The sequence below is a fragment of the Streptomyces sp. NPDC054932 genome (assembly GCF_053610205.1).
The window spans coordinates 21,832-41,141 of sequence record NZ_JBSGXU010000028.1; the positions used below are offsets into that span (position 1 = coordinate 21,832).

22 protein-coding genes and 1 pseudogene are annotated in these 19,310 nt (G+C 71.4%); 18 read left to right on the top strand and 5 right to left on the bottom strand.

What is annotated here, in order from left to right; genetic code table 11:
- Positions 1–311: 311 nt before the first annotated feature.
- From leuS to ACWGE1_RS10945, 5 genes are all read left to right on the top strand, one after another.
- On the top strand, positions 312–3,182 hold the full coding sequence (gene leuS / locus ACWGE1_RS10925) for a leucine--tRNA ligase (protein WP_453420197.1): 2,871 nt from the start codon (positions 312–314) through the stop codon (positions 3,180–3,182).
- A gap of 129 nt (positions 3,183–3,311) precedes the next feature.
- Positions 3,312–4,100 (top strand): hypothetical protein, encoded by a 789-nt coding sequence (locus ACWGE1_RS10930; protein ID WP_453420198.1) that lies wholly within the window; start codon positions 3,312–3,314, stop codon positions 4,098–4,100.
- A gap of 237 nt (positions 4,101–4,337) precedes the next feature.
- Positions 4,338–5,183: a DegV family protein gene (locus ACWGE1_RS10935; protein ID WP_453420199.1), complete on the top strand. Its 846-nt coding sequence runs from the start codon at positions 4,338–4,340 to the stop codon at positions 5,181–5,183.
- A gap of 296 nt (positions 5,184–5,479) precedes the next feature.
- Entirely contained in the window at positions 5,480–6,292 is an 813-nt protein-coding gene (locus ACWGE1_RS10940; protein WP_453420200.1) for a helix-hairpin-helix domain-containing protein, read from the top strand.
- Positions 6,293–6,301: 9 nt separating this feature from the next.
- Entirely contained in the window at positions 6,302–7,822 is a 1,521-nt protein-coding gene (locus ACWGE1_RS10945; protein ID WP_453420201.1) for a recombinase family protein, read from the top strand.
- Here the strand turns inward: ACWGE1_RS10945 and ACWGE1_RS10950 are convergent.
- Positions 7,819–8,499, bottom strand: coding sequence for a hypothetical protein (locus ACWGE1_RS10950; protein ID WP_453420202.1), 681 nt, complete (start codon positions 8,497–8,499; stop codon positions 7,819–7,821). The genes ACWGE1_RS10945 and ACWGE1_RS10950 overlap by 4 nt on opposite strands.
- A gap of 140 nt (positions 8,500–8,639) precedes the next feature.
- On the opposite strand from ACWGE1_RS10950, the gene ACWGE1_RS10955 reads away from it, so the two are divergent.
- The 13 genes and pseudogenes from ACWGE1_RS10955 (at position 8,640) to ACWGE1_RS11015 (ending at position 17,499) form a co-directional block, all read left to right on the top strand.
- Positions 8,640–8,876, top strand: a complete 237-nt coding sequence (locus ACWGE1_RS10955) for a helix-turn-helix domain-containing protein (RefSeq protein WP_451694371.1) — start codon at positions 8,640–8,642, stop codon at positions 8,874–8,876.
- Positions 8,877–9,120: 244 nt separating this feature from the next.
- Positions 9,121–9,504 carry a hypothetical protein gene (locus tag ACWGE1_RS10960; protein ID WP_453420203.1) on the top strand — a complete coding sequence of 128 codons (384 nt, stop codon included), beginning with the start codon at positions 9,121–9,123 and terminating at the stop codon, positions 9,502–9,504.
- On the top strand, positions 9,501–9,779 hold the full coding sequence (locus ACWGE1_RS10965; protein WP_453420204.1) for a hypothetical protein: 279 nt from the start codon (positions 9,501–9,503) through the stop codon (positions 9,777–9,779). The genes ACWGE1_RS10960 and ACWGE1_RS10965 overlap by 4 nt, the downstream gene beginning before the upstream one ends.
- Complete coding sequence (locus tag ACWGE1_RS10970) at positions 9,776–12,238, top strand: DUF3987 domain-containing protein (RefSeq protein ID WP_453420205.1); 2,463 nt, start codon at positions 9,776–9,778, stop codon at positions 12,236–12,238. The genes ACWGE1_RS10965 and ACWGE1_RS10970 overlap by 4 nt, the downstream gene beginning before the upstream one ends.
- Positions 12,239–12,424: 186 nt before the next feature.
- Positions 12,425–12,628, top strand: a complete 204-nt coding sequence (locus ACWGE1_RS10975) for a hypothetical protein (protein ID WP_453420206.1) — start codon at positions 12,425–12,427, stop codon at positions 12,626–12,628.
- A gap of 114 nt (positions 12,629–12,742) precedes the next feature.
- Positions 12,743–13,045 carry a hypothetical protein gene (locus tag ACWGE1_RS10980; RefSeq protein ID WP_453420207.1) on the top strand — a complete coding sequence of 101 codons (303 nt, stop codon included), beginning with the start codon at positions 12,743–12,745 and terminating at the stop codon, positions 13,043–13,045.
- 383 nt (positions 13,046–13,428) lie between these two features.
- The gene (locus ACWGE1_RS10985) at positions 13,429–13,674 is read left to right on the top strand and encodes a hypothetical protein (RefSeq protein WP_453420208.1); all 246 of its coding nucleotides are present in this window, start codon (positions 13,429–13,431) and stop codon (positions 13,672–13,674) included.
- Entirely contained in the window at positions 13,674–14,360 is a 687-nt protein-coding gene (locus tag ACWGE1_RS10990) for a hypothetical protein (protein ID WP_453420209.1), read from the top strand. The genes ACWGE1_RS10985 and ACWGE1_RS10990 overlap by 1 nt, the downstream gene beginning before the upstream one ends.
- Before the next feature lie 648 nt (positions 14,361–15,008).
- Positions 15,009–15,353 (top strand): hypothetical protein, encoded by a 345-nt coding sequence (locus ACWGE1_RS10995; protein WP_453420210.1) that lies wholly within the window; start codon positions 15,009–15,011, stop codon positions 15,351–15,353.
- Between the two features lie 113 nt (positions 15,354–15,466).
- Positions 15,467–15,670, top strand: coding sequence for a hypothetical protein (locus ACWGE1_RS11000; RefSeq protein ID WP_390546189.1), 204 nt, complete (start codon positions 15,467–15,469; stop codon positions 15,668–15,670).
- 2 nt (positions 15,671–15,672) lie between these two features.
- Positions 15,673–16,197 carry a DUF6879 family protein gene (locus tag ACWGE1_RS11005; protein ID WP_453420211.1) on the top strand — a complete coding sequence of 175 codons (525 nt, stop codon included), beginning with the start codon at positions 15,673–15,675 and terminating at the stop codon, positions 16,195–16,197.
- Positions 16,194–17,035 (top strand): annotated as a pseudogene (locus ACWGE1_RS11010) (helix-turn-helix domain-containing protein). The gene ACWGE1_RS11005 and the pseudogene ACWGE1_RS11010 overlap by 4 nt, the downstream one beginning before the upstream one ends.
- 281 nt (positions 17,036–17,316) lie before the next feature.
- On the top strand, positions 17,317–17,499 hold the full coding sequence (locus ACWGE1_RS11015) for a hypothetical protein (RefSeq protein ID WP_453420212.1): 183 nt from the start codon (positions 17,317–17,319) through the stop codon (positions 17,497–17,499).
- A gap of 351 nt (positions 17,500–17,850) precedes the next feature.
- Here ACWGE1_RS11015 and ACWGE1_RS11020 read toward each other — a convergent pair whose 3' ends face one another.
- The 4 genes from ACWGE1_RS11020 to ACWGE1_RS11035 are packed head-to-tail and all read right to left on the bottom strand — an operon-like array spanning position 17,851 to position 19,305.
- Positions 17,851–18,279, bottom strand: a complete 429-nt coding sequence (locus ACWGE1_RS11020; RefSeq protein WP_453420213.1) for a hypothetical protein — start codon at positions 18,277–18,279, stop codon at positions 17,851–17,853.
- On the bottom strand, positions 18,276–18,791 hold the full coding sequence (locus ACWGE1_RS11025; protein WP_453420214.1) for a hypothetical protein: 516 nt from the start codon (positions 18,789–18,791) through the stop codon (positions 18,276–18,278). Before ACWGE1_RS11025 ends, ACWGE1_RS11020 begins: the two co-directional genes overlap by 4 nt.
- Before the next feature lie 8 nt (positions 18,792–18,799).
- A complete protein-coding gene (locus tag ACWGE1_RS11030) occupies positions 18,800–19,000 on the bottom strand; it encodes a hypothetical protein (RefSeq protein WP_453420215.1) in 201 nt (66 codons plus the stop codon).
- Positions 18,976–19,305: a hypothetical protein gene (locus ACWGE1_RS11035; RefSeq protein ID WP_453420216.1), complete on the bottom strand. Its 330-nt coding sequence runs from the start codon at positions 19,303–19,305 to the stop codon at positions 18,976–18,978. Before ACWGE1_RS11035 ends, ACWGE1_RS11030 begins: the two co-directional genes overlap by 25 nt.
- Positions 19,306–19,310: the final 5 nt, after the last annotated feature.

Sequence of the window (19,310 nt, forward strand, 5' to 3'; positions counted from 1 at the left end):
TCCGCGGGCCTTCTGGCTTGCCGGGTGTCAGGGATATAAATAAACTTCACCCCCCCACTCACCCCGCGCCCCCCCGCCCGGGGCCCCCCCGCTTCTCGTTGTGTCACCGGGTGGAACGGCCGAGCGTCGGAAGGGGCCGCTGCGGTACCCTGACGCCATGCGTGCCGTACGCCTTCTGCTTACCGAGCCGCGCTGATCAGTACCGACCCTTCGAGACGGTCGGACCCGGCGCGGCGTCCCCTCCTGTGCGAGGGGTTTTTTCGTTTGGGCAGGCAGAGACGGCAGAGACGATCGATGGAGCTTCAGAAATCATGAGCGAGACGAACACCCCGGCCCCCGAGGCGGCCGAGGCGCACCGTTACACGGCTGCCATGGCCGCCGACATCGAGGCACGCTGGCAGGACGTCTGGGACGCGCAGGGCACGTACGAGGCCCCGAACCCGACCGGTGACCTGGCCGGTGACCCCGCGGTGGTCGCACGGCCCAAGAAGTTCATCATGGACATGTTCCCGTACCCCTCCGGTGCGGGCCTGCACGTCGGACACCCGCTCGGGTACATCGCCACCGACGTCTTCGCCCGCCACCAGCGGATGACCGGCCACAACGTCCTGCACACCCTGGGCTTCGACGCCTTCGGCCTGCCCGCCGAGCAGTACGCCGTGCAGACGGGCACGCACCCGCGCGTGTCGACCGAGGCCAACATCGAGAACATGAAGGTCCAGCTGCGCCGGCTGGGCCTGGGCCACGACAAGCGCCGGTCGTTCGCCACGATCGACCCGGACTACTACAAGTGGACCCAGTGGATCTTCCTGCAGATCTACAACTCCTGGTACGACGCCGACGCGAAGAAGGCCCGGCCGATCGCCGAGCTGGTCGCCGCCTTCGAGAACGGCTCCCGTGAGGTCCCCGGCGGCCGCGCCTGGGCCGCCCTGACCGCGGCCGAGCGGGCCGACGTACTGAACGAGTACCGGCTGGCGTACTCCTCGGACGCGCCGGTGAACTGGTGCCCCGGGCTGGGCACCGTACTGGCCAACGAGGAGGTCACCGCGGACGGCCGGTCCGAGCGCGGCAACTTCCCGGTCTTCAAGTCCCGGCTGAGCCAGTGGAACATGCGGATCACCGCCTACGCCGACCGGCTGATCGACGACCTGGACGCGCTGGACTGGCCCGAGGCCATCAAGCTGCAGCAGCGCAACTGGATCGGCCGCAGTGAGGGCGCGCGCGTCGACTTCGCGCTGGGCGACGAGGCCATCACCGTCTTCACCACCCGTCCGGACACCCTGTTCGGCGCCACCTACATGGTGCTGGCGCCCGAGCACCCGCTGGTGGAGAAGTTCATCCCGGCCGCCTGGCCCGAGGGCACCCACGAGGTGTGGACCGGCGGGCACGCCACGCCGGCCGAGGCCGTCGGCGCGTACCGCAAGCAGGCCGCCGCGAAGTCGGACGTCGAGCGGCAGGCCGAGGCCAAGGACAAGACCGGTGTCTTCACCGGCGAGTACGCGGTCAACCCGGTCAGCGGCGACAGGGTCCCGGTCTTCATCGCCGACTACGTGCTGATGGGCTACGGCACCGGCGCGATCATGGCCGTCCCGGCGCACGACGGCCGCGACTTCGAGTTCGCGCGCGCCTTCGAGCTGCCGATGCGCTGCGTCGTGGAGCCGTCGGACGGCCGCGGCACCGACCCGGCCGAGTGGGACGACGCCTTCGTCTCCCACGACGCGAAGCTGGTCAACTCGTCGGGCGAGGGCATCTCGCTGGACGGCCTGGGCGTCGTCGAGGCCAAGGCCGCGATCACCGACTGGCTGGCCGGGCGCGGAATCGGCGAGGGGACGGTCAACTTCCGGCTGCGCGACTGGCTGTTCAGCCGGCAGCGCTACTGGGGCGAGCCCTTCCCGATCGTCTACGACGAGGACGGCGTCGCGCACTCGCTGCCCGAGTCGATGCTGCCCCTGGAGCTGCCGGAGGTCGAGGACTACTCCCCGCGCACCTTCGAGCCGGACGACGCCACGTCCAAGCCGGAGACCCCGCTGTCGCGCAACGGCGAGTGGGTGAACGTGGAGCTGGACCTGGGCGACGGCCGGGGCGTGCGCTCCTTCCGCCGCGAGACCAACACCATGCCGAACTGGGCCGGTTCCTGCTGGTACGAGCTGCGCTACCTGGACCCGAACAACGCCTCGGCCCTGGTGGACCCGGAGATCGAGCAGTACTGGATGGGCCCGCGCGAGGGCGCGCCGCACGGCGGTGTCGACCTGTACGTGGGCGGCGCCGAGCACGCGGTGCTGCACCTGCTGTACGCCCGCTTCTGGTCGAAGGTGCTGTTCGACCTGGGTCACGTCTCCTCGGCGGAGCCGTTCCACAAGCTCTTCAACCAGGGCATGATCCAGGCGTACGCGTACACCGACGCGCGCGGCGTCTACGTGCCCGCGGCCGAGGTCGAGGAGCGCGACGGCGGCTACTTCTACCAGGACCAGCCGGTCAAGCGTGAGCACGGCAAGATGGGCAAGTCCCTGAAGAACGCCGTCACGCCGGACGAGATCTGCGAGGAGTACGGCGCGGACACGCTGCGTCTGTACGAGATGGCGATGGGCCCGCTGGACGTCTCCCGTCCGTGGGACACCCGGGCCGTGGTGGGCCAGTACCGGCTGCTGCAGCGCCTGTGGCGCAACATCGTGGACGAGGAGACCGGCGCGGTGACGGTCGTCGACGCGGAGCCCGCCGAGGACACCCTGCGCGCGCTGCACAAGGCGATCGACGGGGCCGGCGCGGACCTGACGGGGCTGCGCTTCAACACCGCCATCGCGAAGATCACCGAGCTGAACAACGCGCTGACGAAGGCGGGCCGCCCGCTGGAGCGCTCGGTCGCCGAGGCCCTGGTGCTGCTGGTCGCCCCGCTGGCCCCGCACATCGCGGAGGAGCTGTGGCACCGCCTGGGCCACAGCGAGTCCGTGGTCCACCAGGACTTCCCGGTGGCGGACCCGGCGTACGTCGTGGACGAGAGCGTGACGTGCGTCGTGCAGGTCAAGGGCAAGGTCAAGGCCCGGCTGGAGGTGTCGCCGACGATCTCGGAGGCGGAGCTGGAGCAGCTGGCCGTGACCGACGAGGGTGTCGTGGCGGCGCTGGGCGGCGCGGAGATCCGCAAGGTGATCGTGCGCGCGCCGAAGCTGGTGAACATCGTCATCTGAGGTCGCGCCCCGCATAGGGGTGATCCCGTACGGGCAGGTTGGGGGTTCGAATGGAACCCCTGGCCTGCCTGTGGCGTTTACGGTGGAGGTGACGGAAAAGAGCCGTCGGGGACTGGGGAAGGGACGCTCATGGAGGCCGCGTTGATCATCTTCGCGCTGATGGTGCTTTTCACCTTCCTGGGGTTGGGCGTGTACGCGACCGTCAAGGTGGTGCAGGCGACCAAGCGCGGTGTGGACCGGACCATCACACAGGCGCGCCGGACCGTGGAGGACACCACCCTGCGCGCCAAGAGCTTCGGCCAGGTCGGGGTCACAGGGGCGCTGGCGCAGCTGCGGCTCGACCTGCGTACCTCGATGCGCGCCACGGAGCAGGCGCTGCAGGACGGGGTCCGGGTGGATGCCTCGCTGCAGGAGTCGATCGCGCTGTTCGAGCGGCTGAGCGCGCACGGGCGCGAGCTCGACGACGAGCTGAAGCGGCTGGAGCAGGACCCTGACCGCGGGCGGATCGCGGAGCGCCTGCCGGACCTGAGGGAGCGGACGGCCAAGATCAAGCAGGCCGCGGACTCGCTGCGGTGGGCCGCGCGGGACCGGGCCCAGCGCTTTGCGCAGGACGACCTGTCCACGCTGTCGGCCCAGATCGAGGTCGAGTCCGACGCGCTGCGGGACTGGCAGCGGGAGCCGGTGGACGACCTCGCGGCGGCGGCCGCCGAGTGGGACGCGGCGCAGGCGAACGAGGCTGCGGCGGGTCCGGCGAAGGCTCCGGGGCATGCTCACGGGCAGCCCGCGGCGGCCGGTGCGGCCGCGGGACAGGCTCCGGGAGGGTGGGGCGCGGACCAGCCGCAGGCGGCCCTGAACCCGGCCGCTCCGGCGCCGCAGTACCCCTGGCAGAAGACGCGCCGGCCGGAGAGCACGACCTGAGGCGACGGATGGGGCGGGGCGGTGCGCGGGCGGTCCGGACAGGGCTGCCGACGTGCGGCCGGCCGGCGATGCCGGGGTGCGGTCTGCCTGGGGCGGCGGGGCCGGGCTGCCGGGCACGCCTCGCGGGTGGTGACGGGGCTCGTGCCGTAGGCTCTGGCCGCCGCCGGGAGCACGGCCGACGGTCGCGTCACGGGCCCGGGCTGCCATCGGGTCCCCACTGGCGGTAACCTCCGGCTCATGTCCCGCCATGTCGCCATCGTCACCGATTCCACGGCCTACCTGCCCCGACCGGCCATGGCGCGGCACGGAATCACCGCCGTCCCGCTCACCGTGGTCCTCGGTGGCGAGGCACTCGAGGAGGGCACCGAGATCTCGGCGCGCAGCCTGGCCCTGGCCCTGCAGAAGCGCCGCTCGGTCACCACGTCGCGCCCCAGCACCGAGGAGTTCGTCCGGGCCTACCGGGCGGCGGCGGACGCCGGGGCGACCGGCATCGTCAGCCTGCACCTCTCCGCCGAGTTCTCCGGCACCTACGACGCCGCCGTGGTCGCTGCCAGGACCGCGCCCGTACCCGTCCGTGTCCTGGACACCGGCATGGTCGCGATGGCCCTCGGCTTCTGCGCGCTCGCCGCCGCCGAGGTGGCCGAGGCGGGCGGGTCCGTGGACGAGGCAGTGGCGGCCGCCGAGAAGCGGGCCGCGGACATGTCCGCGTACTTCTACGTCGACACCCTCGACTACCTCCGCCGCGGCGGCAGGATCGGGGCCGCGCAGGCCCTCCTCGGCTCCGCCCTGGCGGTGAAGCCCCTGCTGACGCTGGACGGCGGGCGGATCGAGATGCTGGAGAAGGTCCGTACGTCCTCCAAGGCCATCGCCCGCCTGGAGGAGCTGGCCGTCGAGCGCGCCGGGTCCGCCGACGTCGATGTGGCCGTGCACCACCTGGCGGCCCCTGAGCGGGCCGAGAAGCTCGCCGAGCGGCTCCGCGAGCGCATCCCCGGCCTGGTCGAGCTGCACGTCAGTGAGGTCGGCGCGGTGATCGGGGCGCACACCGGGCCCGGGCTGCTGGCAGCGGTCGTCTCGCCCCGCTGATCACCGGAACGAGTGGCCCGGATATCCACAACGGGGCTGTTGTCCACCGGAATTGAAGCCTCCGAACGGAGGTCGCGACCGGCCCCTACGGTCGTGGCATGACTCTTCGAACGCATGCTTCGCATCCGTCGGGCGCCACCAGTGGACCGGGCCGCCCTCCTCTCTCCGACAGCCGTCTCGCCGACGCCCGTCGCGCCGGCAGGCGTCTCTCCGGCAGCCGCCCTGCCGACGCCCGGCTCGGCCGTCGTCGTACCACCCGTCGTGGCCGACGGGTTCCCCAACCGGAGCCGGGCGCGGTGCGCCTGCGGGCCGAGGCCCTGCTGGGCGGCAGCGGCCCGCCGCGGGCCGCTCCGGTGCCGCCCCAGGGGCCGCCCGCGGCCCCGGCCGGGGCGGATGCCCAGGCACCGCCCGAGGAGGCGGCCGGGCTGCCTCAGGGGGCCGCGAGGGGACTGGCCGTGCGGGAGCGGCTGCCGCTGTGGCTGCAGGACCGATGCGGGGTAAGGCCGCGCGCGGTGGCCGCGGTCGGGGTGGTGCTGGTCGCCGCCGTCGGCTTCGCCGGGCAGCAGTACTGGTCGGCCCGGCCGCGCGCGGTGACCGTGCCCGCGGTGACGGCCCCGGGCGCGGTACCGGCGGCTGGCACGGCATCCGGGGCACCCGCGGCGGCTCCGGGCGGGGGCGGGGGCGCGGGTGGTGCCGGTGGTGCCGGCGGTGCCGTGCGGATCGTCGTCGATGTGAGCGGCAGGGTCCGGGATCCCGGGGTGCGCAGGCTGCCCGCCGGTTCGCGGGTGGAGGACGCGCTGGCCGCCGCCGGGGGAGTGCGCCCCGGCACCGACACCACCGGGCTGAACCGGGCCCGAGTGCTGGTGGACGGCGAGCAGGTGGTGGTCGGCGCGCCCGCGCAGCCGCCACCGGGCGGGGCGGGCGGCGGACCGGTTCCCGGCCCGCTCAGTCTGGGCTCGGCCACGGTCGCCCAGCTCGACGGCCTGCCGGGGGTCGGGCCGGTGCTGGCGCAGCACATCGTCGACTTCCGTACCGCCCGCGGCGGCTTCCGCTCCGTGGAGGAGCTCCGCCAGGTCGACGGCATCGGTGATCCTACATGTAGACGCTAACCTATGACCATGAAGCCAACAAGGGCCGTGCTGCTCGTTCGAATCAGCTACCGGAAGCCCGAGGACGACGCCGAGGAGACTGGTGTCGAGGGTGAGGGGAAGCGGCGGCGCGCCGAGTTCTCCAAGGGCATCGGCCGCCAGGAGGACGACGGCCGCGCGCTCGCCGAGCGGCTCGGCTGGCGGATCGCGGAGGTCATCCCCGAGGACGACACGTCCGCGTTCAAGCGGCGCAAGATCAAGCTCCCCGACGGATCCACCGCGCTCCGCACCGTCCGGCCCGGCTTCCGCCGCGCACTGGAGCTGCTGGCCTCGGGCGAGTGCGACGGGCTGATCGCAGACGACCTGGACCGCGTGGCCCGCGACCCGCGCGACCTTGAAGACCTCATCGACGTGGTGGAGTCCCGCCGGCCCCGGATCCCGGTGGAGTCCGTCACGGGCTCCCTGAGGCTCGACAACGACGCCAACATCACCATGGCCCGGGTCATGGTCGCCGTGGCCAACAAGAGCAGCCGCGACACCGCCCGGCGCGTCACCCGCAAGCACGAGGAGCTGGCCGCCGAGGGCAAGCCGGGCGGCGGCGGCTTCCGCGGGTACGGGTACACCGCCGACGGACACGAGCCGATCGAGGCCGAGGCAGCGATCCTGCGGGAAATCGGCGCCCGGGTCCTCGGAGAGTGGGACGGCTGGACCGCAGAGCAGGCAGCGAAGATCGTGCCCGAGGTCGGGGAAAGCCTGACGTCCATCGCCACGGACCTGGAGCGCCGGAAGGTCCCCACGGTGACTGGGAGGCCCTGGGGTGACCGGTCGGTCCGGTCGGTCGTCACGAAGCCCTCAGTGGCGGGCCTGCGGGCCTACAGGGGGGAGGTGGTCGGCAAGGCCGTGTGGGAGCCGATCATCCCGGTCGAGACGTGGGAGCGGATCTGCGCGCGGCTGGCTGGCCGCGCCCGGAGTGTCGACCTCACCTTGCAGCGTTGGCTGACCGGTGTCCTCCGGTGCTCGCTCTGTCAGCGCATGCTCCTGGGCTGGCAGGGGAACGGCGGGGTGCGGTACTGGTGCGCCACGCCCGAGGGTGGCTGCGGAAAGATCGCGGTCAAGGCTGCGTTCGCCGAGGGCGAGGTAGAACGGCAGGTTCTGGAGCTCCTGAGCAAGCCGGCCGTCCTGGCGCAGCTCCGGCACGTTGCCGACACCGAGACGACCGCGGACGCGCGCGCCGAGCTTGCCGAGGACGAGGCGCAGCTGAAGCAGATGGCCGCGATGTGGGCCCGCCGCGAGATCACGTTCGGCGAGTACACCGAGGCTCGACGGATCGTGGAGGCCCGCGTGAAGGAGTCGCGGGCCCTCATCCACTCCCGGGCCCCGCGGGTTCTCCGCGCGCTGCTGGAGGGCGACGTGGCGGCCGGGTGGGAGCGGCTGACGCCAGCGGAGCGGCGAGACGTGGTCCTCGCCCTAGTGCCCGGCTATGACGTCCTGCCGCACGACCGGAGCGCGGGCAACAAGTTCAACCCCGGCCGGCTGGTGCCGCTCGACTAGCCCTCGTCGCCGAACCGCTCCCGCGTCTGCTCCGCGTTGGCCTGGAGCAGGCGCGGGCCAGGCTCGGCACCCTCTCGCCCGGCCGCCCCAGGGCCCAACCAGCCGTCCCTGCGCGCCTTCACGACCCAGCCGGACACGGTGGCCTCGGGCCGATCGAGGGCGGCGGCAAGCCGCTTCACAGCGCCGCGCGGCTTGCCGGCGGCCGATTCGGCGATGTACCCCTCCGCCACCGCCTGCATCAACTCGTCCGGGAGTGCTGCCCGCCCCGGCGCGGCCTTGGCCGGCGTGCTCGCAGCGATGATCTCGTCGGCCGTCTGGGTAGGAGTCTGGCCGGTGAACACCGTGCTCGTGATCGCGCCCACGGTCGGCGTGCCCTTCAGCTCTTCCATCGCCAGGTGATACCGGACGTCATCCAGGATCGCGCCGACGGGTACATCCCGGAGCATGCGAGAGGTCACGCTCGCGCCGGCCTCGCCGTGCGGCCGCACTTCCAGACGGGTGATGACCAGCCCCTGAGGGCCGCGCGACACGTCCCCGTTCGCGCGCCAGTCAGTGCCGCCTTTCGCGAACTTCTTGACCACGCCGCGCGAAGCCTCGGCCTTGCTCGGCTCCTGAAAGCTGGTCACCTTGGCGAACCGCTCAGCGAACGACGTCTCTGCCTCTTGGGGGTTACTCACCCCCTGAATGTCGCACTCGCCGCAACAGCAGGTCAACGGGCCACGGCCAAAAAGGCCGGATTGGGCTCACCGCGAGATTGAACACATGAGGTCGGCCTACCTGCTGGACAAACACATGGGGTGGGCCTACCGTTGGTGACATGACCGATACAGCGGATCGCATCCGCGTTCGGCTGCACGTCCGGCGCTGCCTTCCGCCCCCGCCCGAGCGGCGTGAACTGCGGAAAGCCACCGGACTCACGCAGCAGGAATTGGCCGACGCCGTGGGAGTGACCCGGGCCGCCGTCTCCCACTGGGAGAAGGGCGTACGGACTCCGCGAGGCGAGCTCCTCGACCGCTACGTCGACGCGCTCGTCGCCATGAAGGAGGCGGCGTAGGTGCAACGCACACTCGCCGACCTCTACGAAGACCGGCCGCTCACCGAAGGCCAGGCGCGGCGGATCGTCGCGCTGCTCGGCCTGAGGGAACGGGCCACAACGACGAGGGGGAGGGCCGGGGTTGCGGCCCCGAACCCTCCCGCCGAATCCGCTCCACAGCAAACAGCTAGCTGACACGCCAAAGCCCCGGGGCTCAATCGCTGGCAGGCGACCCCGAGGCTTCGACAGAACGGATGGCTCCATCATGACACGCACCTCCACCACCGCGCTCGCCCTCCGCGATGACGCCCTCGTCACATACGACGCCGACCAGCGCAGCCGGATCCCGGCCGCCGCCGCCCTCGCCGCCATCACCCCGGCCACCGGCCCGGCGAGCACCTACGCCGACAACCTGCGGAACCCCGAACTGCGCGACGCCTGCCGCCGCGCCGACCTGCCCCCGCTCAAGCCCCGAGCCATCGCCGTCCTCGTCGACATCGCAGAGATGAAGGAAGAGGGCATGCCGCCCGAGATGGTCAAGTTCTGGGACCTCGTCGCCGGGCTCATCTGGGAGGCCGGCGACTCGAAGGCCATCCTCGAGCAGGTCGCCGGACTGTTCGGCGACGTCCGCGCTCAGGCCGCGCGGTGACCACCACCCGTACGACCGGAAGCCCCTCCGCCACGGTGGAGGGGCCTTCGGGCGTGCCCGGCGGCGACTGGCCGTTCTGCCCGTACACGGACCCGCTGTTGAAGCGCGCACGCGCCGAGCGGGCCCGCCGGGTTCTGACCTTGGGCTCGATCCGAGCCTCACTCGAAGACCAGCCCTCCGCCCGCGCCGTACGCACGGCCGCCCGGAGCTGGGTCGCTGACCTCCTGGCCCTCGCCGAGGAAGTCGCGACGGAGAAGACGGAGAACCACCGGTGACCACGCACGCCGTCGACCCGCAGGCCGTAGCCGAGACGCCGCTCGCGGGCGCGCTCTGGCTCGCTCAGCGGCAGTTCGCGGTGTTCACGGCAGATCACCCGGGCGCCGAACGGTGCGCCGGCATCGGCTACGGACACGACGCGAACACCTGCGCCGACCGGGGTAAGCACCCGGCCGAACCGTTCACCAAGACCACGTACCGCGACGAGCAGGAGGTACGCCGTCTGTTCTCCGGGGCGCCGCGCAACGTGGGCGTCTACGTGGGGGGCAGCCGCGGCCCAAACGGCGAACAGCTGCTCGTCGTGGACAGCGACCGCCCGGGCGCGATCGAGGATGTCGCCAAGGCGTTCGGCGAGACCTGGCCCTCCACCATGCGGGTCGGTACGGCAAAGGGCCACCATGACTACGTATGGACCCCCGCAGGGTTGAAGCTCGGCAACGGACTCGGAGCCCTCAAAGGCAAGTTCGACGGGGACGTCCGCGCGGGCAACGCGTACGTCATCGGCCCCGGCTCCGTCCACGCAACGGGCGTCGTCTACACCCTGGAGGATCCGGAGCAGCCGCCCGTTGCGGCGCCCGCATGGCTCCTGGAAGCCCTCCAGGCGCGCGTCTCCGCCCCCGTCGGACCCGCGACGGACATCGTCATCCCCGCCGACCGCCACGACGTGTACACCCGCAAGGTGGTGCAGGCGGAATGCGACGCGATCACCCGGGCGGCGGAGGGCGAGCAGAACAACGCCATCAACACCGCCGCGTTCGCCCTGGGCTCGCTCGTCGGGGCCGGAGCACTCACCGAGGCCGAGGCCCGTGCCGACCTCCTCGCCGCGGCTCACGCGGGCAACCATCCGGAGGGCCGGGCGCGAGCCACCATCGAGTCCGGGCTCCGGGCCGGCATGGCGCAGCCCCGACACCCTTGGCCGCCCCCGGCCCGAGCGGGCAGTAGCAGCGACTTCCCCAGGCAGCAGGAGACGCCGTCCCCTGACGGATGGGAGGAGCCCGTACGGCTTGCCCCGCCCCCACCGCCCGAGCTGGACGTGAAGCTGCTCGGGGCTATCGGCGAGATGGCTGCGGCCGTGTCCACGTCTCTGCAAGTGCCGGTCGACATCCCGGCCTGGTTCGGCATGGCCGCCGCCTCCGCAGCCATCGGAGGGCGACGGACCGTGAGTCCCAAGCCTGACTGGTCGGAGCCGGTGACCCTCTACTGCATGACGGTGGCCGCGCCGGGTGAGAAGAAGTCGCCTTCACGCGCGGCCATGGTCGCTCCGCTCGCACAGGAGGAGCAGCGGCGTAAGGCCGCAGACAAGCTCACCGTGGCCCGTGACCAGCAGGACAGGCGCATCGCCGAAGCCTGCGTGGCAGCGGCAGAGACGCAGGTAATCAAGACCAAGGGGGCTCCGGCGAGGCAGAAGGCACGTCAGGAGCTGGACGCCGTGCGCGACGAGCTGGAACAACTTGGCGAGCCCAAGGTGATCACGCAGATGCTCGCTGATGACACCACTCCGGAAGCCGCTGCCGGCGTACTTGCGGAGCAGGGTGAGCGGCTGGCCGTGATCTCCGCCGAGGGCGGGTTCCTCGGCAACATCGGCGGTCGGTACTCGAACCAGCCGAACCTGGAGATCGTCCTCAAGGCGTGGTCGCACGAGCCCCACACCGTCAATCGGAAGAGCGGGCCCCCGCTGTTCCTGGACCGGCCGAGTCTGACGCTCGCCCTGGCCGTACAGCCCGGCCTGCTGTCCGGGCTCGGGGACACGGCCGAGGTGTTCGAGGCCCGCGGACTGACCGGGCGGTTCATCTTCGCCGTGCCCGCCTCCCTGGTCGGGCAGCGGACGTACGACACCGCCCGCATCCCGGACGACGTCCGCCGCCGGTACGCCGAGTCCATTACGCGCATGATCAAGCTCATCTGGGACGACTCCGAACTCCGGGAGATGGCTCTCGACGAGGACGCCCAAGCCATCTTCAAGGCGTTCTGGGAGGACTGGGAGCGCCGCCACCTCGTACCGGGCGACCTGACGGCTGTGGAGGGTTGGTCGAAGAAGTTGCCGGGGCAGATCCTCCGCCTGGCCGCGGTGATGACGCTGTTCGACGCGCCGTCGTCCTTCACGGTGTCGAGCAAGACGATGGCCAACGCCGTGGCGCTCGTGCCGTACCTGCTCGGGCACGCCCGTCTGGTCGTCGACCTGATGTCAGCAGAGAAGCAGTCGAAGCTTGGCCCGGCCCGCGCGGTCCTCGAATGGCTGCGTAAGAAGCAGCCGGCCGGGCCCGTCTCAGTCACCGACGTCCGCCGTGGCGTTCACGGGCAGAGCTGGTGCGACGGGGCCGAAGACGTCGCCGCAGCTCTCCTGGTCTTGGACCGCAACGGCTGGATCCGATTCCTGCCGGCACCGGAGCCCACCGGGGGCCGCCCTCCGGCGCCCCGATTCCTGGTTCACCCGAGGGTGCTGGAGCCGCCGAGATGACTTCCTGCACTTTCTGCACTCCCTCCAGGGTTTCCGCACGAAAGGAACCACCGCCATAGAAAGGCCATTTACCAGTAACCATTACTAATAGTAGTTAGTGGTCACTATGAGTAGATGCCCGGGGGTGTGGAGGTCACCCCTCACCCCCGGGTGACCGTGCAGAAAGTGCAGAAAGCAGAGACACCCATGACCGACCTCCTCCGACAGCGACTCTTCCGACTCGGCCACGAAGCCCGAGACCTCGTGCAAGCCGGCGCCACACGACACGACGTGCTCATCCACATCGCCATCGCCCTCAACGGCTGGACCCGCACCGACGAAGACCACCTCGAACTCCTCGCCGCCCTCGCCCAGACCCGCCAGCAGATCCACGACAACACCCCCATCTGACGTCCGGTCGCGGCGGCTGACGTCTCGCGCGCGCACGCGAGGCCCCGGCCGCCGCGCCGACCCGGTTCGGTACCCCCTCGTGCGCACCCGCGCGCGTCCCCTCCTGGAGGACTCATGAAGCTTGGCCTGGCTCAGCTCGAATGGAACGACCGTGTGACCACGCAGGCCCGCAAGCTCGGTTGGCAGGCGTACACCCAGATCAGCTCGAACTCCCGCCCCGAAGACCCGTCGCTGATTCTCACGAGGGGGCCGCACGTGCTCTTGGTGTGGCTGCGGACCGGCCAGCGTCGCGCGGACCGTCAGCCGCCCGTGGAGCGCTTCCCCGACGGCATCGAGACGGCCTGTTGGTACCCGGAGGACTGGCCGCGGGTGCTCGGCGCCCTGGTCGGCGGACAGGCCTCCGGTGTCGACGCCTGACGGGCCGCGGCTGCTGCCGGACGGGTCGGTCGTCGTACCGGCCCGTCTCGCCTCCACGGTGTTCGCGGCCACCGCCCTGTACCTGTCTGCTCGTACGAGGACGTCCGGCGGCGCACTGACCCCCGAGGCCCGTGCGCTGCTGCGGGCCCTCGACGCGGGCGCCCAAGCGCTTACCCCGCCACCTGCAACTTCCTCCGAAGGAAGCGTGATCGGCGACTCAGCCAACCTCGGAGCGAGTGAGGTTGCACGGGTGCTCGGCTGCTCCAGACGCTGGGCTACCCATCTCCTGGGGTCCGGCCGGCTCAGCGCCTGGCAGGTCGGCCGGACATGGGTGACAACACAGCGCGACCTCGACCGATACCGCTACGGCGAGGAGATGCACGATGACCGACACGACGAACCAGGAGACGCGCCCGCGGCCTAACCTGCTGGCCGCGATCCACGCCGACCAAGCCGCCAGGCAGCAGGCCGCCGACGAGGCCGCCGCCCCCGAGCGCGAGCGGTTCACCGCAGCCCTCGCCCGCGACGCAGCGCTGTTCGGCACCCCCGGCTGGAGCCGCCTGAGTGACGCGCGCAGGGCGCGGGTGGCCCGCTACGAGGCCGAGCGCGCCGAGCGGGGAGCAGCGTGATGACCACCCCTACCGAGGCCCGCACAGCGCTGGACACTGCCCGTGCCGAGGCCGAGCAGGCCCGCGACCTCGTCGCCGACCTGGCCGAGCGGGTACGCGAGGGCGACGAGGACGTCACCGGGGAGCAGATCCTCGCCCAGCGGCAGCTCGCCGAGCTCGCCGGCCTCCGCGTGGAAGCCGCCGAGCGCAAGCTCACGCAGGCCGAGGATGCCGACCGCGACGCCCGCGCGAAGGCCATCGCCGCCGCCGCACGCGACCTCATCGACACCGACAACACCCAACCCGTCCTCGACGCCGTACAGGCCGCTGTGGCCGCGCTGGCGCACCTCGTCACCGTCACGACCGACCGCACCGCGCGGATCCAAACCGTGGCCGCCGAGGCCGTCGGGATGAACGAGGAGCTGAAGCTCACCGACCCGGCCGCCGGCCCCTGGCCGTCGACCCGATACGGCTTCCGCGCGCAGACCTACCCCGCGTACGTCGCAGTCCTCGACGAGGGCAACGCCGCCGCCCTGCGGCCCGGCCGCATGGTTGCCGCCGCGCTGGCTCTGGCCCTGGTGGATGACCGGGCCGTGGTCGAGGAGGCCCGCCATGTGCTCAACGCCCCCTTCGCGGCTGTCATCGAGCGGCTGAAGGCGGAAGTCCCGGGCCTCGCCGAGGCACTCCAGCAGCCGGCCGAGGGCTGACCCCGAGCAGCACCCGCCCGGCCCCACTATGCGGGGGCCGGGCTTTTGGCTGATCCCTATCTCGCGGCCCGTTGCTCACCTATCGTCTCGGCATGAGTGGAACAGAGTGGGGAGACGCGGCCTCATGGGCCGCGTTGGCGCTGGCCGGCGGGGCCTTCGTTGTCAGCCTGAAGGCTCGCGGCGACAGTAAGAAGTCAGCGAACGCAACAGTGGCGTCTGCAGCTGAGGCTCGCCGCTCGGCAGATGCCTCTATCCGCTCGGCGGCCGCAGCCGAGGGGTCCCTTGCACTGCAACAACAGGATGCTGAGGCGAGGCGTCTGGCCCAGGAGGAGGCCGACCGCCCCCGAGTCGATTTGGAGCTCGTCCACCACGCAGGTAGCACGTGGCATCTCATCAATCACGGCCGTTTGCCAGCGACGAATCTGCGGCTGCTGACCAGCATGGGAGGCCGACCAATACCTATGCCGCCCAATCTGATCCTCGACCCGGATGATGTGCTGACCTTGAGGATGCTTGTCACCCTGGGGAACGTGCTGCCCGCGGTTCTTGAGTTCACGTGGGACGGTCTCGATGAGCCGGTGCGTCTGAGGGTCCCGCCGAGGTCATAGGGGTAGCCCGCAGCCGTCGTAGACGCTCTACGATCCGGCCATGACTGGAATACCTGCGCGCGTGCACCTCGTATCGGCGATCCTCGGCGGAGTTGTCGGGTCCCTGCTGACGATGGCGGGCGCTGTCGCCCTGCTGGACGGCACAGGGGAGGTTGGGCCGGCCGGAGAGCGGGGAGCGCAGGGGCCCGCTGGCGCTCAAGGCCCGGCCGTCCCGGCCATGAGCGAGGCCGATGTCCGGCAGATGATGCCCACCCTCGCTGGGAGCTACGTCATTGAGGGCCCTCTCGGCTGCCCCAAGGGCTCACTTCCGAGTCGCACGGTCAAGGTCCCCAGCGACGGCTTCGCGGTCGGCGAGACTCTGACACTCTGCTACTTCGGTCCGTGATTGCGCGCTGCGACAGGCCGCGGCTGCTGCCCGCGCAATCTCACGCAATCAGCACCCGGGCAACGGCCTTTCGCCGCATGCTGGTCTCCCAACCAGCCTGAACGGAGCCCGCCATGACCCTGCGCTTCATCGGCACCACCTCGGAGTACGGCAACTGCCCCACCCTGTACGAGGTCGTCGAGACCGGCGACATCGTGGTCCAGGGCGACCAGCTCACCGACCCCGAGCACCTCGCGCAGCTCCGCGACGTCGGCGAGCACGAGACATTCGTCGTCATCCCCCGCGACCTGCTCACGCGGTTCGCGCCCAAGGAGTGAGCGTGCTGGTCCCCTTCGAGGCGATCACCCACCTGTTCGCCGAGTTCGAGCACACCGCGTTCCGGCTGGAGACCCGCCGCGGCTACGCCTCCGACCGGGCCGGCGCCCGCTTCCAGGCGTTCATGCGCGGCGCGGAACCCGGCCCGGAGCCGGGCAACCCGTGGCACGTCAACGTACGAGAGAAGGCTGAGCAGGGTGCCTCCTTCTCCCGGGTGCGCATCGTCGACGAGCCGCCGACCGACGGGCAGCGGTTCCTGATGGCAGCTGCCGCCGCGAACCCTGGCGAGGACATCCGCGTGCTCGCCCGCGCCGAGTCCGTACGGCTGGAGCTGCCGGCCCACGACTTCTGGCTGTTCGACTCCCGGACCCTGGTCCGCTTCCACATCGACGACCAGGACGTCACGACCGGCGTCGAGGTCGTTGACGACCCCGCCGAGGTCCTGGCCGCGTGCCGGGCCCGGGATCGCGCCTGGCCCCTGGCTACGCCTTCAGGCGAGGTGTGGGCGCAGGTACGTTCGTCCGTGTGAGCACCGACTTTCAGAGCGGCCGCGTGGCCCTCGGCGCGCGCCTGCGGGAACTGCGCGCCGAGGCCGGGCTGAACGGGAAGGACTTCGCCGCCCGGATCGGCTGGCAGCGGTCGAAGGTCTCCCGGCTGGAGAACGGCAAGCAGACCGCGACGGAGGCCGACACCGATGCGTGGGCGGCCGCCGCCGGCACCCCTGAGCAGGCCGCAGACCTCCGCAGCCGGCTCAAGGGGCTGGAGTCGCAGCAGCGTTCCTGGCGGCGCCAGCTCGCCGCAGGGCACCGCCGGTGCAGGACCGGTACGTCGTCGAGTACCAGCAGACCGCGACCATGCGCGGCTACGAAGCCACGGTGATCCCAGGACTCTTCCAGACCCCGGACTACGCCCGGCACCTGATCGAGGCGAACACCGCGCTCATGCAGTCGCCCCGCGACACCGAAGCCGCCGTTGCCGCCCGCATGCGCCGCCAAGAGGTGCTGTACGAGCCGGGCAAGCTCTTCCGGGTCCTGCTGTGGGAAGCAGCCCTGCACGTCCTCGTGTGCCCGCGCGAGGTCATGGCGGGTCAGCTCGACCGTCTCGTCGGGCTGATCGGCATGAGCACGGTGGAACTCGGCATCGTGCCGCTCGGGGCGCCGTTGCCGCTGACTCCGAAGCATGGGTTCTGGATCTTCGACGAGGAGCGAGTCATCGTGGAGACGGTCAACACAGAGCTGTCCTACGACTCTGCGGACGACCTCGCGCTGTATGGGCGGGCATGGGACGGCCTGCACGCCGCCGCCGCGTACGGGGCGCAGGCGCACCGGCTGATCGCCCGCGCGCGGCACGCAGTTGCGGCCGCCTGAGCAACCCGTCCCAACCCGCCCGGCACTCCGCGCAATCGTGCGCAACGGGCCGGACGGGCCCGCCCGCGGGTTCCTACGGTGCTGGTCATGGCCACACAAGCGGGCGCCGAGACCAGCCCCGATGACTGGTGCGACTGGCACAACGGGCCGTCGGAGACACCCCTTCGGTATGTCGTCGGTCCGGCGAACTCCGGGCCTGGCGTTCACGTACTCGCCTGCGGGCCTTGCCGCGAGCGGCAGGGTGTCCGCGACGTTGAGGGCGTCGAGTGAGTCAGGCATGCGTGTCGACGCCGCTGCCCGAGGTGTACGGCCTGGCGTGGGAGCAGACCGCTGGCCGGGCCTGCGTGGTGTGCGGCAAGCGGCTCACGACCGGCGCCGTGTCCCGCGGCTGGCTGTTCGGCCGACATGGCGCCCACTCCCTCGACGTCGAGGTGTGGTGCTGCCCCAAACCGGAGGTGGACTGATGCGTATCTGCGGGCTGTGTGACAGGGCGATTCGGAGCGAGGAGTACCGGACGTTCCCTGTCGATTCGGCGTCCGGGGCCCGCCCCGACCAACACGTCCATGAGGACGGCGACCCGAAGTGCCGGCCGATCACCGACCGGGATCCGGCAGACCTCCACTAGGCCCCCGGCCGCCCGTGGTTCGGCGGAACACGGTAGGCCGGGCAGCACTGGACCCCCGAGCGCTCCGCATGCTCGGGGGTCCTTTGTGCAACCAGTTGCAGAAGGGTGGGTCAGTGGCCGCAGAACGGCTTCATCCACCAGCCGCAGGCTTCGCAGTACTCCGCGCGGAGGTAGGTCAACAGGCTCCGGATCATGCTCCCTTCACCTCCTCGCGCACTACGTGGATCGTGCACATAACCCCTTCCGGACCCCTCACGACGCGATCCACGCGCAGCACCTCACCTGCATAGACGTCACCGGAAGGGGTTCCGGGAAGCGGTGGGGGAGTGGCGGACGAATCGGACATCGACCATGCGGCCCACAGCCACACGACCGGCACCGCGTAGATCAGGTGCGGGGCCCGCTCCAACACCCGCCCGGCGAACGCCAGACCAGCCACGGGCGCGGCCAGGCGCACGAGCAGGGAGCCTGCTGTGGGGACGTCGAACCATCGGGCGGGTGACTCCAGCAGTAGCCCGTTCCCGTGCGCCAGGCGCCGGCCCGCAGCGGCCAGCCACGCGCGCGCGGCCGTACGGGCGTCGGTGACGGCCTGCCACAGCTCCCTCCAGTGGCCGGTCACAGCAGGCCCACGATCGCGTCACCCGCGGTCGAGACGAGCGGGGAGAGGACGTAGCCAGCCACGCCCGCGACACCGGAGGCCAGGCCGAGGCTGACCCCGGAGACCAGGGCCCGCATCACCATCCAGTTGAATCCGCGCCGCTTCACCCACACCGCGATCAGGACCACGGTCGCGATCACCACGACCGCGTGACCACCATCGGTGAGGACGAGGTTCGACGTGCGGGTGACGACCGGCGTACCGCCCCCGACGCCGTACGCCAGGGCCGCGTTCCCGATGGTCGAGGAGCCCCACAGGCTCCAGTCCGCGCCAGCGCCGAGGAGGCCGCCCGCGGAGAGGATCAGGCACATGCCGTACAACCAGACGGCGGCGAACGGCACGAGCTTCAGCAGGTTCTTGACCTTGCGGGCTTGCTTCAGGCCGGGCCACCAGATCGTGATTTCCCAGCCGAGGAGGGCAAGGCCGACGGTGACGCCGCCGAGGGACACGATTCCGTACGAGGGGAAGTCCATGAGGGTCCTCAGTGGAGGAGGGCCGCGCCGAGCGCGGCGAGGAGAAGGATGAACGCGGCGGTGCCGAGCACCGGGACGGCGTAGAGGCCACGTGCGCGGGCCGGTGCCGCGAGGACGAGCCCCGCGGCACTGGCCGCTGTCGCCGTGGCGAAAAAGACGGCGAGGAGCACGGCGCGTGCGCCGGTCAGCCGGTGGCGCAGGGGTAGCACTCCGAAAATGCGTCGGCCTGCGCCGCGAGGGCGGCGGCCGCGGCGCGGAGTGCGCCACACCAGCGGCGCGCTGTCTCGTCGTCGGTGATCTGATGCGACGGTCGTGCGCCAATCACCGCCTGAGCTGCGGCGCTTGCCTGGCGCACCGCTTCCTCGGCGTGCGCCAGCTTCTCCGCCCGCAGTGCGGTACGTGCCGCGACGGTGGGGTCGGGCTGGGCGAGGTCCCGGAGGACTGTGTCTTTTGAGCAGCCGACCTGCTCCGCGATCTCGCGGGAGGATGCGCCACCCTGCGCCAGCTGGCGCACCCTGA